This is a genomic window from Nocardia sp. CA-145437, from assembly GCF_050956485.1.
Classification (GTDB): Bacteria; Actinomycetota; Actinomycetes; order Mycobacteriales; family Mycobacteriaceae; genus Nocardia.
In genome coordinates this window covers 1,963,227-1,976,812 of sequence record NZ_CP191204.1, presented here as the reverse complement: position 1 = coordinate 1,976,812, position 13,586 = coordinate 1,963,227, and the positions used below count along the sequence as shown (strand labels likewise).

The window sequence follows — 13,586 nt, the reverse complement described above, 5'->3', positions numbered from 1 at the left end:
CTCTTCGCTTCGCTCCGGCGGGTTCGCGGCCCTGGAGGTCTCGTTCTTCCCTCCCTCCGCTCCTCCGCTTCGCTCCCCCGCTCCACTCAGTCCAGAACGAGACGGGCCGCGAACTGTGAGCTCAGCCTCCACGAATTCTGTTGTTGTTCACTGCTGTTGTTGTTTGGCCCGCATCACCGAGGGCTCTCTGGATTGGTCTCTTTCCGGGGCCAGATGTAATTCGCCGACCAGCTGTGAGCCCGCCAATTCCCGTTGCGCCACAGACGTTCTCGGGGACAGCACCCAGGTGTCCTTGCTACCGCCCCCTTGACTGGAATTCACCACCAGCGAGTTCGCGGGCAGCGCCACCCGGGTCAGCCCGCCCGGCAGCACCCAGATGTCGTCACCGTCGTTGACCGCGAACGGGCGCAGGTCCACGTGCCGGGGTGCGAGGCGGCCGTCTATCTTGCTGGGCACGGTGGACAGCTGCACCACCGGCTGGGCGATCCAGCCGCGCGGATTCGCCCGCACCTTGCGCCGGGTCGCCTCCAGCTCGCGCGGGCCCGCCGCCGGGCCGATCACGATGCCGTACCCGCCGGAGCCCTCCACCGGTTTGATCACCAGTTCCGCCACCCGGTCGAGCACCTCGTCGCGTTCGGCCGGTTCCCAGCAGCGGTAGGAGTCGACGTTCGGCAGGATCGGCTTCTCGCCCAGGTAGTACTCGATGAAGGCGGGCACGTAGGTGTAGACCAGCTTGTCGTCGCCGACGCCGTTGCCGACCGCGTTGGCCAGCACCACGGTGCCCGCGCGGGCCGCGTTGAGGATGCCCGCCACGCCGAGCATGGAATCGGGCCGGAACTGCATGGGATCGAGGAAGGTGTCGTCGATGCGGCGGTAGATGACGTCCACCTGCCGCTCCCCCGCGGTGGTCCGCATGTAGACGACATTGTCGCGGCAGAACAGGTCCCGGCCCTCGACCAGTTCCACGCCCATCTGCCGGGCCAGCAGCGAATGCTCGAAGTAGGCGGAGTTGTGGACGCCCGGGGTCAGCACCACCACGGTCGGGTCGGCCTCGTTGGGGGCGGCCGCCGCCCGCAGCGCCCGCAGCAGGTGGGCCGGGTAGTCGCCGACCGCGCGCACCCGGTGCGAGGCGAACAGGTCCGGGAACACCCGGGCCATGGTGCGGCGGTTCTCCATCACATAGGAGACGCCCGACGGGGAGCGCAGATTGTCTTCCAGCACACGGAAATCGCCGTGCTCGTCGCGCACCAGGTCGATTCCGGCCACGTGGATGCGGACGCCATTGGGCGGCACCAGGCCCGCGGCCTCGCGATGGAAGTGGGCGCAGGAGGTGACCAGGCGCTGGGGGATGACGCCGTCGCGGAGGATGGTCTGCTCGCCGTAGACGTCGGCGAGGAAGGCCTCCAGGGCGCGCACCCGCTGCTTGATGCCGCGCTCGAGTTTGGTCCACTCGGTGGCCGCGATCACCCGGGGCACCAGGTCGAGCGGAAAGGGCCGCTCCTGACCCGAGAGCGAGAACGTGATGCCCTGATCGACGAAGGCGCGGTCCAGCGCCTCGGCGCGGGCGGCCAGGTCCTCGGCGTCGATGGCGGCCAGGGCATTGAATATGCCCCGGTAGGGGGCGCGCGGCCGGCCCGCGGAATCGAACATCTCGTCGTAGGCGCGGTGATAGCGTCCGGGCTGATAGCCAGCGAACACCCCGGCGGGAGCGAGTGCGGCGGGAGTGAGCGCGGCCATGCAAAAATGGTCCATCACGCAGGGGCAACGCGCAGTTGGACGGGGATAAATTTCTGGTTTCGGCCATGTCGCGGACCGGGCCGATTTCGTGCCTCGACACCTTGCCTGGTAGCCTCGACGGTCGGTGCTGCGACTACCCATCTCGTAGTGCGCACGAAGACTTTGCATCCCGCATACACACCAAACGAAGGAACACGAGGGAACCGGCGTGGCCAACATCAAGTCCCAGATGAAGCGGATCCGCACCAACGAGCTTGCGCGCCAGCGTAACCAGTCGGTGAAGTCCGCGCTGCGCACCTCGATCCGCAAGTTCCGCGAGGCCGCTGCTGCGGGCGAGAAGGACAAGGCGCTCGAGCTGATGCAGTCGGCGAGCAAGAGCCTGGACAAGGCCGCCTCGAAGGGCGTCATCCACGCCAACCAGGCCGCCAACAAGAAGTCGGCGATCTCGCTGGCCTTCAACAAGCTCGGCTGATCCGACTCCGGTAGTAGCTACCGGATCATGCTCTCGAATAGCCGCCGTGGCCACGAAGACCACGGCGGTTTTTGCTGTACCGCCTCCCCGGGACTTCAGCGCACGGCTCAGTGCCGTTGACCGCCATGCATGCGGACCGGCGGTTGACAGCCGAAACAATTGTGGGCGTACCCGGCCAGTTACCCCCCATGGGCGCGAGATCACGCGAGATCAGTTGTGATGCCTGTAACGGGAACCGTTGTGTTGTCGACTGTGTCGGAGAGACTTGCTGACTTCGGCGGCACGCAGCAGGATGGCTGCGACACCGTCGGGGTGACATCGACACCTGTACTGGAGAGTTCTCTTGGCATCGCTGCGTGACAACCGTTCCTTCTGGACCCGCGGCTCGCTGGCCGCCGGCGTGGCCGCGGTCGCGCTGACCACCGGAATGGGTGTCGCGACCGCGCGGCCCATCGGCCCGTTCGAGGTGGGCGGGGCCATCGAGGCCGAATACGACCGGGCGGGCGGGCCGGAGTTCTTCGGCGACCCGACCACTCCGGAGACCGACGCGGCCGGCGGCGGCAAGAAGCAGGAGTTCGTCAACAACGCCTCCATCTACTGGACCCCGGCCACCGACGCGCACGCCATCGGCGGCGCCATTCGCGACAAGTGGCGTGGCACCGGCGCGGAGTCGGGCTCGCTGAAGTACCCCGTCACCGACGAGGGTCAGACCGGTAAGCCCGGTCGGTTCCAGCACTTCCAGGGCGGGTCCATTTACTGGTCGGTCGGTTCGGGCACCCACGTACTCAGCGGCGTGATCCGCGACAAGTTCGCCTCCGTCGGCTGGGAGAACAGCCCGCTCGGCTTCCCCATCGCCGACGAGAACAAGACCAACAGCTCCTCGACCCACATCCAGCTGTTCGAGGGCGGCGCGATCTACTCCACCCAGAAGACGGGCACCCACATCGTGTGGGGCGCGATCCGCGACACCTGGGTGCGCAATGGCGCCGAGAACGGCCGCTACGGCTTCCCGAGTGGCGACGAGTACGACTACGAGGGCGGCAAGGCCCAGGACTTCCAGGGCGGCAAGATCATCTGGAAGCCCGAGGCCTGATCCCCTGAGGCGCGGCGCTCCCGCCGCGCCGACGAGGGCGCTCTTCCGGTGCCCAGCCGCTCCATCCGGTGTCTACGAGGCGCTCTCGCGCAGATCCAGAATCCGCGAGAGCGCGTGCTCCAGCGCGTAATCCGCGTCGGCGGCCTGGCCCTTCACGTCGGCGTTGAGTCCGGCCACCACCTGTAAGGCCGCGCCGATGGTCGCGCCGGTCCAGCCGCGCGCCTGCCCCTGGGCCTTCTTCACCTTCCACGGCGGCATGCCCAGGTCGCCCGCCATCTTGAACGGGTCCCCGCGTCCGGCCGATCCGACGCGCGCGATGGTGTGCACCGAATCCGCGAGGGCGTCGGCGAGCAGCACCGCGGGCACGCCCCGGTCGATGGCCCAGCGCAGCGCCTCCATGGCCGCGGGGCGGTCCCCCGACACAGCCAGGTCCGCGACCTCGAATCCGGTCACCTCGGCCTTGCCGGAGTAGTACTGCCGCACCGCCGCGATGTCCACCTTGCCGCCGGTGTCCGCCGCCAACTGTGAACTGGCGGCGGCCAGTTCCCGTAGATCCGAGCCGACCGCCTCGAGCAGGGCCTGCACCACGTCCGCGGACACCTTCACATTGGCGGCCCGGAACTCGTTGCGCACGAACTCGACCCGCTCCCCCGCCTTGGTCAGTTTCGCGCAGTTGTGCACGACCGCGCCCATCTTCTGCAGGGCCGGTGCGAGCGCCTTGGCCCGCCCGCCGCCGCTGTGCAGCACGACCAGCACCACGCCCTCCGGCGGTGACGACGCGGCGTCCTGGATGACCGCGACCGCGTCCTTGCCCGCCTCGGCCGCCGACTCCAGCACGATCACCCGGTCCTCGGCGAACAGCGAGGGGCTCAGCAGCTCCGCCAATTCCGGGGTGCTGGCGTCGCCCGCCCGCCGCCGATCCACCGGCAGCGCCGAGGGATCCGTGGTGGTGGCCCGAGCCTGTGCGGTGATCGCCGCCACCGCCCGTTCGATCAGCAGTTCCTCTTCACCGAGCACGAGATGCAGGGGCGCGGGTCGCTGGTTCACGCAACGATCCTACGAGTCCGCCCCGACAACCCCGCGAGCACCAGCCCGCACACCACCGCCGCGACCAGACCCGACCGCAATCCGGTGGGCACGGTGACCGACGCGCCCAGCGCCGCGGCGCGGTCGGACACGGTCAGCAGCCACCAGAGCGGCGGAGCGGTGCAGTGGATGACCACGGCGGCGGACGGAGACCAGACCACCGCGAGCACCGCACCCAGCGCCCCCAGGATGGTGATGGGCGCGATCACCGGCTCCACCAGCATGTTCACCACGATGGCCACCAGACTGAGGTGGCCGGTCAGGGCGATCACCAGCGGGGTGGTCACCACGAAAGCCGCGGCGGCCACCGCGAACGAATCCGCCGGAATCCGCCACCAGCCGTGCGCCCGAAGCCATTCCGACCAGCCCGGCGCGATCACGATCAGCCCGGCCGTGGCCAGCACCGACAGCGCGAACCCGGCATCCACCGCCAACCCCGGCGACCACGCCAGCAGCCCGATGACCGCGGCGCACAGCGCGGGTAGCGCCTGCTTCCTGCGCCCGGTGCACACCGCGAGCAGCGCGATCGCCCCCATGACCGCGGCCCGCAGCACGCTCGGTGACGGCCGGGCCAGGATCACGAACATGACCAGCGCCGCGCCCGCCGCCACCGCCCCCATCCGCGGATCCACCGTGAGCGCACGCATCGAAACCAGCACCGCCGCAAGCAGAATCGTCACATTGGCACCACTGACGGCTAACAGGTGGGCCAGATCCACCTCGCGGAAGTTCTCCTGCACGTGCTCGGTCAGACTCGAGGTGTCACCGATCACCAGACCCGGCAGCAGCCCCGCCGCGTCATCCGAGAGGGCTCGACGAGCGGAACCGCCGAAGGCATCGCGCACCTGTCCGGCGGCCCGCTGCCACCACGGCGCCGTACTCGCCGCGACCGGAGCCCCGTCGGCCCGCAGCACCGCCACCGTCAGATCGGCCCGCCACGGACGCCCCACGCGCGCACCGAATTCCACCCGCTGCCCCGGCATCAGCGTCCGCCACCCGCCCGCCGGAGCCAGCACGGTAACGGCACCACCCGCCCGCACGATCCGTCCGCCCACCCGATACTCGACCAATTCGCCCCGAACCATCACTGTCGGACCACCGAACGTCCTGCCCGACAACCGCTTCGGGTCCTCCCCCAGCTCCACCACCGCCACGACCCGCTGCCCGGCCCGCACCCCGCCCAGCGGATGCTCCTGCACCCGATGCGCGCGCCATGCCCCCGCCAGCCCGAATCCCACCCCGATCAGCAAGGCCCCCAACACGACCCAGGCCACCCCACCGACCCGGCCCGCCCGAGCACGTCGAACAGCCAGGGCGGACACCCCCAGCCCGGCCACCACGCATCCGGCGGCGATCCCGATGCCCGCCTGCCACCCCGCCACCACGGCGACAACCGTTGCGCCCCAACCGCACACCGCCGCGGGCACCAGCCGGGCATCCAGCACCTCCGGCGCCGCGTCCGGCTCCCGATCCACCGATCCGGCGCGAGGCTCCCCCGTCATCGCCGCCACTCCGATTCCCGCCGGCGGATACCGCTCGAGGCCACGATGGCCGGCAGCCCGGGCGCGATGATCGCGCTCGTCCACCGGGGCGCCGCAGCGGGTTCGGCGGTTGTCATACCGTCACCCGGTCGCGGAGGCGGTTGAGGCGGGAGTGGCCGATGCCGTCTATTTCGGCGAGTTGGTCGACGGAGGTGAAGCGGCCGTGGCGGGCGCGCCAGGTGAGGATGGCTTTGGCTGTGACCGGGCCGACGCCTGGGAGGGTGTCGAGTTCGGGTTCGGTGGCGGTGTTGAGGTTGACCTTGGCGGCGGGGGCGGTGGAGCGGGGCGGGCCGGGGGCGGAAGGCGAACCGGACCGGTGCCCCGCGGAATTCACGATGGTGCTGACGGCTCGGTCGGGGGTCGGGCGGGGCGCGGCGCGGGCGATGACGATCTGGTCGCCGTCGATGAGGGGCTGGGCGAGGTTGAGGGTGGACAGGTCGGCCTCGGGGCGCGGGGTGGCGGCGCGCAGAGCGTCGGCGACGCGGGCTCCCGTGGGGAAGCGGCGGAGCCCGCCGTGCTCGACCAGGCCGATGACGCTGACCACCAGTTCTGCTGGTCCCGCGATGCCACCCGGATTCGCGGTGGGAACGACCGGGTTTCGATCCGCCTGCGGGCCGGTGGACGGCCGCGCCTCGGCGGGTACCGGCGCGCCTGCACCGGGCAGGGGACGCGCCGGCCCGGCAGCTCCGGGCACGGCGGCTCCAAGCGGGGATGCCGAGGCGTCGGCGCCGGGCGCTGCCGGGTCGGCGGGCGGCGAGTCCTGGTCGGCGGGGGCTGTTCCACTGAGGGAGGCGATGGGTGGGACCGGCTGGGAGACAGGGGTTTCACGCAGGCTGATGTAGGCGGCGAAGAGGACCGCGCACAGGGCCAGGGCGGCGAGGACGAGGACACCCCGCGGGCCCGGGTCCCAGCGGGTGCCGCGGAAGCGTTCGGGGACGAGGCGTTCGTGCCAGAGGGAGACGGGGCCGCACGGCTCGGAGAGCCAGGCGGGAGGGGCGGAGCCGGGGTCTCCGAGGTCGTCGAGCGAGTCCTCGTCCCAGCGGGAGGGATGGGGGCGTCCCGGGGTGAATTCCGTTGGGCTCGGACGGGGTTCGCTGTCCGGGCGGTCGGTCAGGCGCTGGAGTGGAGTGCGTTCGTCGAGTTGCGGCATGGGGCTCACGGTAGGAGCCGGGGCCGGGCCGGCTGGGACCGCGAACTGGGGTTTTCGCCGGGCTGTGGATACAGAAACTCGTTGTGGACAAGCAGATTTCCAGCACCGGCCGCGTCACCCCGCCCCAGCTGGTGACACTGGCCGACCGGCAGTCCCCGCGGTGCGCGGGGACCCCGTCAGCCGCAGCCGCCCGGGACGACCAGCGCGCCCACTGCTCCCACGCCCAGGTGGACGCCGAGGGTCGGTCCGAACTCGGTGATGATCACCTCGCGGATGCCGGGGATGAGGGATCGAAGCTGACCCGCGATGGTGGCGGCGGCTTCCTCCGCGCCGAGGTGCTGGACGGCGACCGCCGCGCCGTCCTCACCGGCCGCGTCGACCGCGGCGGCGACGAGTTTGGTGAACGCCTTCGACCGGGTCCGGGCCTTCTCACGCAGTTCCAGGCGGCCGTCGACGATCTGCAGGATCGGCTTGGTCACCAGTTCGGAGCCGAAGAAGGCCGCGGCGGAGGTCAATCGGCCGCCGCGGCGCAACTGCTCTGTCCGGTTGACCACGATGAACGCCCGTCCACGACTGGCGGCGGCGACCGCCGAGTCGTAGACCACGTCGAGCGGTTCGCCCGAGTGGGCGCGGCGGGCGGCCGCGAGCACGGGCAGGCCGGTGCCGAGCCCGGCGCTGAGCGAATCCACCAGCCGGATGCGGTGGGCGGCATCCATATCGCGCACCGCCTGCCGTCCGGCCTCCCAGGTGCCCGACAGCTGCCGCGAGATGTGCACGGCCACCACGCCGTCGCCGTCGCTGAGCTCCAGCGCGCGCTCGTAGACCGCGCGCAGCTCACCCGGCGAGGCGGCGGAGGTGGTGACCTGCGAGGACCCGTAGTCGATATCGCACTCGTCGACACCCTCGCGCATCTCGCGGTCGTCGACCAGCACGTGCAACGGCACCGCCAGCACCCCCAGGTCGGCGGCGAGTTCGGCCGGGAGACTCGCCGACGAGTCGGTCACCACCACCACGGTCATGCAGTGTGTACCTCGTCGGTCGTCACCTCGGTCAGCACCTTGACCATGGCCCGCGCGACCGCGGTGTGGCCTTCCCAGCCCCAGTGGATGCCGTCGGGGTTGGCCGGGCCGTTGAACACGTTGTCGCGCACGGCTTCTCCGAGGTCCACCAGTGGCACCTGGTGTTCGGCGGCCCAGGCGGTCACGGCCCGCACCATGGGTTCGCGGCCGGTGTGCACCTGCGCGTAGGCCTCGCACTTGTGCACCGACGGCAGCACCGCCACGAACGGCAGCTCGGGCCGCAACTGCGCCAGCGAGTTCCGCGACTGCTCCAGGTAGTCCACGCTGACCTTGGGCGGCAGCGCCACCGGCCGGCCCAGCGGGGACAGCCGCGGCTGCAGCCAGTTGTAGGCCTCGCGCACCCGGCGGCGCAGGGCCGCCGGACGCGTGTAGCGGATGAGCTCGCGCAGCGCGGTGGGCAGCGGCGAGGGCAGCGAATCCATACCGCCGGTGGCGAATACGACCGCTCCGGCGTTCGGCACGGCGGCCCACACGCGCGGGTCCCCGATCAGCGCCCAATAGGCGTCCCGGCAGGTCCACCCGATGCGCGCGACCAGCTCGACGTCCCAATCGAGTTCGGCGGCGACGAGATTGGGCCAGATGCGCGGATGGTCCGCGGGCAGACCGCCTTTGGGGCCGAAGTAGGACAGCGAGTCCGCGACCACGACCAGCACCTTGCGCTGCGGCGCGGTCTCGATCACCGAATCGTCGGCTGCCGCTTCGCTCTTCGGCCGGTCGGCGCCGTTGTCAGAGGCCATCGGGAGCCGCCTTGGCGACCGCGTTCCACACGTCCAGTCGCCAGCCGGGCCGGTCGATGCCGGGGCCGTGGCTGGTCAGCTGCACCCAGCTGGTGTTGGCGAGGCCGCCCAGGGCGGGCCAGCTGGACTCGGGCAGTTCCAGCAGAGCCGCGGTGAGGGCCGCGATGAGCCCGCCGTGCGCGACCAGCATGACGCTGCGGCCGGGCCAGTCCTCGCGGGTGGCGAAGAGTTCCTGCACCACGGGCAGCGAACGCGCGCCGACCTCGAGCTTGGATTCGCCGCCGGGCGGGGTGAAGCGGGCGTCGAGCCGCCACGCCTTGCGCGCGCCCGGGAACTGGGCGTCGACCTGGCGGTGGTCCATGCCCTCCCAGTCGCCGAGGTTGGTCTCGCGCAGGCGCGGGTCGGTGACGACCGGCATGGCGGCGCATTCGGCGACGGCCAGCGCGGTGTCGTGGGCGCGCTTGAGATCGGAGGAGACGATGGCGATCAGGTCGCTGGTCGCCATGTCGGGGGCACAGTCCTTGGCCTGGCGCCGGCCGATGTCACTGAGTTCGGTATCGGTCTGGCCCTGCATGCGGTCGGTGGCATTCCATTCGGTCTGTCCGTGCCGCAGCAGAATCAACCGGCGGACGCCGGCCATCTTGCTCACTCGTCGTCCCCAGCCTTGTCTTCATCTGTCGTGGCGTCCCGGTCCGCTGCCGCGGTCCGCGGGTCGCCGATCCCCTCGACCGCCACCTGCGGGCAGTCCTTCCACAGCCGTTCCAGGCCGTAGAAATCGCGCTCGTCCTCGTGCTGCACGTGCACCACGATCTCGACGTAGTCGAGCAGCGCCCAGCGGCCCTCGCGGGTGCCCTCGCGGCGCACCGGCTTGTGTCCGGCGTCGCGCAGCTTGTCCTCGATATTGTCGACGATCGCGTTGACCTGGCGCTCGTTGGGCGCGGACGCGATGACGAAGCAGTCGGTGATGACCAGCTGCTCGGAGACATCCAGCACGACCACGTCGACGGCCAGCTTCTCGTCGGCGGCCAGTGCGGCCACCGTCGCCATCTTGACCGCTTCTGCCGATGCTGTCACCCTGCTACCTCTTCCCTGCGCACTTTCACAATGCACGCTCTTGCGACACGTACAGGTGCCGTTTCGATATGTATTGGACGACCCCGTCCGGGACGAGGTACCACACCGGCCGGCCCTCCCCCGCCCGTCGCCGGCATTCGCTCGACGAGATGGCCAGGGCCGGGATCTCGATCATCGTGACCGTGCCCTCCGGGAAGTCGCGGAGGTGTTCGGCGAGATGGTCGATATTCAATTCGTACCCCGGACGGGTCACGCCGACGAATTTCGCCAGCTCGAACAGTTCGGACCAATCCTGCCATGTGAGGATGCTGGCCAGCGCGTCCGCTCCGGTGATGAAGTACAGATCCGCATCGGGGTGCTGTTCGGCCAGGTCGCGCAGGGTGTCGACGGTGTAGGTCTCCTTGCCGCGGTCCACGTCCACGCGGCTGACCGAGAAGCGCGGGTTGGAGGCGGTGGCGATGACCGTCATCAGATAGCGGTCCTCGGCCGGGCTGACCGGCCGGTCCCCCTTCTGCCAGGGCTGTCCGGTGGGGACGAAGATCACTTCGTCCAGGTCGAACCGGTTGGCGACCTCACTGGCCGCGACCAGGTGCCCGTGGTGGATGGGGTCGAAGGTGCCACCCATCACGCCCAGCTTGCGGCGGCCGTTCGTCTGCACGAAACGCGAGCTTACCGGGGGCTGAGCCGCCGCCCGCGCAGCGGCGGCCCGGATCCGGACCGGCCGCTCGGAATCTCCCGGACGCGGCACCCGGATTCACCCCGGCCCCCGGAGGACGATGGTGGTCATGCAGAGCACCCTCATCGAAGTGAAAACCGGCCGCAGCGACGTCGTCCACGACCTCACATCGCAGTGCACGGCCTTCCTCCGCGAGGTGACCGCGGGCGGCGACGGTCTGCTGCACGTCTTCGTCCCCCACGCGACCGCGAGCATCGCGCTGATCGAACTCGGGGCGGGCAGCGACGACGATCTACTCGCGGCCCTGCGCGACCTGCTCCCCGCCGACGACCGCTGGCGCCACGCGCACGGCTCCCCCGGCCACGGCCGCTCCCACGTGATGTCCGCCCTCATCGCCCCCTACGCGACCATCCCGGTGCTCCGCGGCGAACTGGCCCTGGGCACCTGGCAATCCATCGCGATGGTCGACCTCAATATCGACAATCCGATCCGCCAGGTGCGTTTGTCCTTCCTGGCCGGCTGAGTTCCTAGACAGGCAGCAGGCGGCCGACCAGGGCGGTGAGCTGGCGGGCGGAGCGGCATTCGTGCATGTCGATGATGTCGGCGTAGCGGTTGGCGGCGGAATCGCCGGTGCCCCACATCTTCTCGGCCTCGGGGTTGAGCCAGTGGGCGTGTTTGGCGGTCTCGACGAGCCGGCGCAGGGTATCCAGGGCGGGGTCGCGGTAGTTGGTGCGGGCGTCGCCGAGGATGAGCAGGGAGGTGCGGCTGGTGACGGCGTCGGGGAAGCGCTCGGCGAAACCCTCCAGGGCCGAGCCGTAGTCGGAGTGGCCCTCGATGCCGACGACCTCGGACTCGGTGAAGATGCGGCGGGTCAGCTGATCGAGCGGGGTGGCGGCGTCGAACAGGCCGGTCACCTCGTCCACGCGGTCCACGAAGGCGAAGATGCGGACTCGGGAGAACTGTTCGCGCAGCGCGTTCACCAGCAGCATCGTGAAGCTGGAGAATCCGGCCACCGAGCCCGAGATGTCGCACAGCAGCACCAGATCCGGGCGGCCGGGGCGCGGCTTGCGGGTGACCAGGTTGACCGGGACGCCGCCGGTGGACATGGATTTGCGCATGGTCTTGCGCAGGTCGATCTCGCCGCGCCGGGAGCGGCGGCGGCGAGCCGCCAAGCGGGAGGCCAGGACTCGGGCCAGGCGCTGGCTGCCGCGGCGCAGTTCGTCGAGTTCGTTCTGGGAGATGCGCAGGAAGTCGGCGTCCTCGGCCTGGCGGGCCACCCCGTAGGTGGCGACGCGTTCGCGGCCGATGCGTTCGGCGACGCGGCGGCGGGTCTCGGCCTCCACGGTGCCGCGGAAGTCCTTGATGCGCTGCCGCGCCGCCCGGCGGGCCACCTCGGTGTCGAAGTCGGAGTTGTCCATGCCCTGGGCCAGGCCGGCGAGGATCTTGCTCACCAGCAGTTCGGGCTGGAGGTCCTTGAGGGTCTGGTAGGCGGAGAAGGACGGCCCGCCGGCGGCCTGGTACTGGCCCATCTGGTCGACCATCTGCGCGGCCAGCGCCTGCAACTGCTGCGCCTGCTCGCCGGAGGGGTCCTGAACCAGCAACTCCGCCAGCATCTTCCGCAGTTCGAGGATGTCGACCGAGCCGTCGGGCTTGACCGGCAGCGCGATCTCCTCGGCTCCGATCCGCTCCCCGAGCGCGGCCGGGAACCACAGGTCGAACATGCCGTCGAAGGTGGCGCGCTGAGTGGTGCGGCGCAGCAGCGCGCACGCCAGACCCTCGCGCAGGGCCTCACGGTCCATCAGGTCCAGGACGGTGAGAACCTGTCCGGCGTCCACGGTTTCGGACGGCCCGACCGGAATTCCCCGGCCGCGCAACGCTTCCACGAAGCCGACCAGATGCCCCGGCAGGCCGTGCTCCGCCGTCGGCCCCGGGACCGTGGTCACCGGTTTCGCGGGAGTGGCATTGCTGGTGAAGGCCCGCATGGCCGCCGACACCAGCCCGCGCGGCGTGTTCTCCCGGCCCGTGCCCGCCATGACGTCAGGCCAGCTTCAGTTCGGCCTGGGCGCGCACGTGGTCGGCCTGGTGCTTGAGCACCACGCCGAGGGTCGCGCGCACGGTCTTGTCGTCGAGGTCCTTGGCGCCCAGGGCGAGCAGGGTGCGCGCCCAGTCGATGGATTCCGCGACCGAGGGCAGCTTCTTGAGCTGCATGCCGCGCAGCACGTGCACGATCCGCACCAGCTGCGCCGCCACGGCGGGCTTCAGTTCCGGCACCCGGCTGGCCAGGATGCGGCGCTCGAGCTCCTCGTCGGGGAAGTCGATGTGCAGGTACAGGCAGCGCCGCTTGAGCGCCTCGGACAGCTCGCGGGTGGCGTTGGAGGTGAGCACCACGAACGGCTTGCGGCTCGCGGCGATGGTGCCCAGTTCCGGCACGGTGACGGTGAAGTCGCTGAGCACCTCGAGCAGCAGGCCCTCGATCTCGACGTCGGCCTTGTCGGTCTCGTCGATGAGCAGCACCGTCGGCTCGTCACGGCGGATGGCGGTGAGCAGCGGGCGTTCCAGCAGGAATTCCTCGGTGAAGACGTCGGCCTTGGTCTCGGCCCAGTCGTTCTCCGAGGACGCCTGGATGCGCAGGATCTGCTTGGCGTGGTTCCACTCGTAGAGCGCCCGCGCCTCGTCCACGCCCTCGTAGCACTGCAACCGCACCAGTTCCGCGCCCGCGACCTGGGCGACGGCCTTGGACAGCTCGGTCTTGCCGACACCCGCGGGCCCCTCGATGAGCAGCGGCTTGCCGAGCCGGTCGGCGAGGAAAACCGAGGTGGCGGTGGCTTTGTCGGCCAGATAGCCGGTGCCGGCAAGCCGCTCGATCACATCGTCGACCGACGAGAAGATCGGCTCCTGGGTGGGCGCGGTGGTCGGAGCCACGGGCGGTCCTCCTACTTTC

14 protein-coding genes are annotated in these 13,586 nt (G+C 70.5%); 3 read left to right on the top strand and 11 right to left on the bottom strand.

What is annotated here, in order from left to right:
• Window positions 1-147: 147 nt before the first annotated feature.
• A complete protein-coding gene (locus tag ACQPYY_RS08665) occupies window positions 148-1,737 on the bottom strand; it encodes a circularly permuted type 2 ATP-grasp protein (RefSeq protein WP_433593358.1) in 1,590 nt (529 codons plus the stop codon).
• Between the two features lie 208 nt (window positions 1,738-1,945).
• Here ACQPYY_RS08665 and rpsT point away from each other — a divergent pair, with 208 nt between their 5' ends.
• On the top strand, window positions 1,946-2,209 hold the full coding sequence (gene rpsT, locus ACQPYY_RS08660) for a 30S ribosomal protein S20 (RefSeq protein WP_357090009.1): 264 nt from the start codon (window positions 1,946-1,948) through the stop codon (window positions 2,207-2,209).
• A 343-nt stretch (window positions 2,210-2,552) separates the two neighbouring features.
• Entirely contained in the window at window positions 2,553-3,302 is a 750-nt protein-coding gene (locus tag ACQPYY_RS08655; RefSeq protein ID WP_379101403.1) for an LGFP repeat-containing protein, read from the top strand.
• Window positions 3,303-3,374: 72 nt separating this feature from the next.
• Here the strand turns inward: ACQPYY_RS08655 and holA are convergent, their stop codons facing one another.
• The 8 genes from holA to nadD form a co-directional block, all read right to left on the bottom strand.
• Complete coding sequence (gene holA / locus ACQPYY_RS08650; protein WP_433593357.1) at window positions 3,375-4,349, bottom strand: DNA polymerase III subunit delta; 975 nt, start codon at window positions 4,347-4,349, stop codon at window positions 3,375-3,377.
• Window positions 4,346-5,890: a ComEC/Rec2 family competence protein gene (locus tag ACQPYY_RS08645; protein WP_433593356.1), complete on the bottom strand. Its 1,545-nt coding sequence runs from the start codon at window positions 5,888-5,890 to the stop codon at window positions 4,346-4,348. Before ACQPYY_RS08645 ends, holA begins: the two co-directional genes overlap by 4 nt.
• Window positions 5,891-6,002: 112 nt before the next feature.
• Entirely contained in the window at window positions 6,003-7,079 is a 1,077-nt protein-coding gene (locus tag ACQPYY_RS08640) for a helix-hairpin-helix domain-containing protein (RefSeq protein WP_433593355.1), read from the bottom strand.
• 176 nt (window positions 7,080-7,255) lie between these two features.
• Entirely contained in the window at window positions 7,256-8,098 is an 843-nt protein-coding gene (locus ACQPYY_RS08635; protein ID WP_433593354.1) for a DegV family protein, read from the bottom strand.
• Window positions 8,095-8,895 (bottom strand): diglucosylglycerate octanoyltransferase, encoded by an 801-nt coding sequence (gene octT / locus ACQPYY_RS08630; RefSeq protein WP_433593353.1) that lies wholly within the window; start codon window positions 8,893-8,895, stop codon window positions 8,095-8,097. Before octT ends, ACQPYY_RS08635 begins: the two co-directional genes overlap by 4 nt.
• Complete coding sequence (locus ACQPYY_RS08625) at window positions 8,885-9,535, bottom strand: histidine phosphatase family protein (protein WP_379102169.1); 651 nt, start codon at window positions 9,533-9,535, stop codon at window positions 8,885-8,887. Before ACQPYY_RS08625 ends, octT begins: the two co-directional genes overlap by 11 nt.
• A gap of 5 nt (window positions 9,536-9,540) precedes the next feature.
• On the bottom strand, window positions 9,541-9,969 hold the full coding sequence (gene rsfS / locus ACQPYY_RS08620) for a ribosome silencing factor (RefSeq protein ID WP_357279582.1): 429 nt from the start codon (window positions 9,967-9,969) through the stop codon (window positions 9,541-9,543).
• Between the two features lie 25 nt (window positions 9,970-9,994).
• A complete protein-coding gene (gene nadD / locus ACQPYY_RS08615; RefSeq protein WP_379101391.1) occupies window positions 9,995-10,627 on the bottom strand; it encodes a nicotinate-nucleotide adenylyltransferase in 633 nt (210 codons plus the stop codon).
• Between the two features lie 127 nt (window positions 10,628-10,754).
• Between nadD and ACQPYY_RS08610 the strand changes: the two genes are divergently transcribed.
• Window positions 10,755-11,168 (top strand): secondary thiamine-phosphate synthase enzyme YjbQ, encoded by a 414-nt coding sequence (locus tag ACQPYY_RS08610; protein ID WP_433593352.1) that lies wholly within the window; start codon window positions 10,755-10,757, stop codon window positions 11,166-11,168.
• Between the two features lie 4 nt (window positions 11,169-11,172).
• Here the strand turns inward: ACQPYY_RS08610 and ACQPYY_RS08605 are convergent, their stop codons facing one another.
• Both ACQPYY_RS08605 and ACQPYY_RS08600 read right to left on the bottom strand, forming a co-directional pair.
• Window positions 11,173-12,627 (bottom strand): vWA domain-containing protein, encoded by a 1,455-nt coding sequence (locus tag ACQPYY_RS08605; protein WP_433594597.1) that lies wholly within the window; start codon window positions 12,625-12,627, stop codon window positions 11,173-11,175.
• 55 nt (window positions 12,628-12,682) lie between these two features.
• A complete protein-coding gene (locus ACQPYY_RS08600; RefSeq protein WP_379101387.1) occupies window positions 12,683-13,567 on the bottom strand; it encodes an AAA family ATPase in 885 nt (294 codons plus the stop codon).
• Between the last annotated feature and the right edge of the window lie 19 nt (window positions 13,568-13,586).

Excerpts from the sequence above, each read along its gene's own strand:
- ACQPYY_RS08665 (WP_433593358.1), bottom strand. The coding sequence starts at position 1,737 with ATGGCCGCGCTCACTCCCGCCGCACTCGCTCCCGCCGGGGTGTTCGCT.
- ACQPYY_RS08645 (WP_433593356.1), bottom strand. The coding sequence starts at position 5,890 with ATGACGGGGGAGCCTCGCGCCGGATCGGTGGATCGGGAGCCGGACGCG.
- ACQPYY_RS08640 (WP_433593355.1), bottom strand. The coding sequence starts at position 7,079 with ATGCCGCAACTCGACGAACGCACTCCACTCCAGCGCCTGACCGACCGC.
- ACQPYY_RS08635 (WP_433593354.1), bottom strand. The coding sequence starts at position 8,098 with ATGACCGTGGTGGTGGTGACCGACTCGTCGGCGAGTCTCCCGGCCGAA.
- octT (WP_433593353.1), bottom strand. The coding sequence starts at position 8,895 with ATGGCCTCTGACAACGGCGCCGACCGGCCGAAGAGCGAAGCGGCAGCC.
- ACQPYY_RS08625 (WP_379102169.1), bottom strand. The coding sequence starts at position 9,535 with ATGGCCGGCGTCCGCCGGTTGATTCTGCTGCGGCACGGACAGACCGAA.
- ACQPYY_RS08610 (WP_433593352.1), top strand. The coding sequence starts at position 10,755 with ATGCAGAGCACCCTCATCGAAGTGAAAACCGGCCGCAGCGACGTCGTC.
- ACQPYY_RS08605 (WP_433594597.1), bottom strand. The coding sequence starts at position 12,627 with ATGCGGGCCTTCACCAGCAATGCCACTCCCGCGAAACCGGTGACCACG.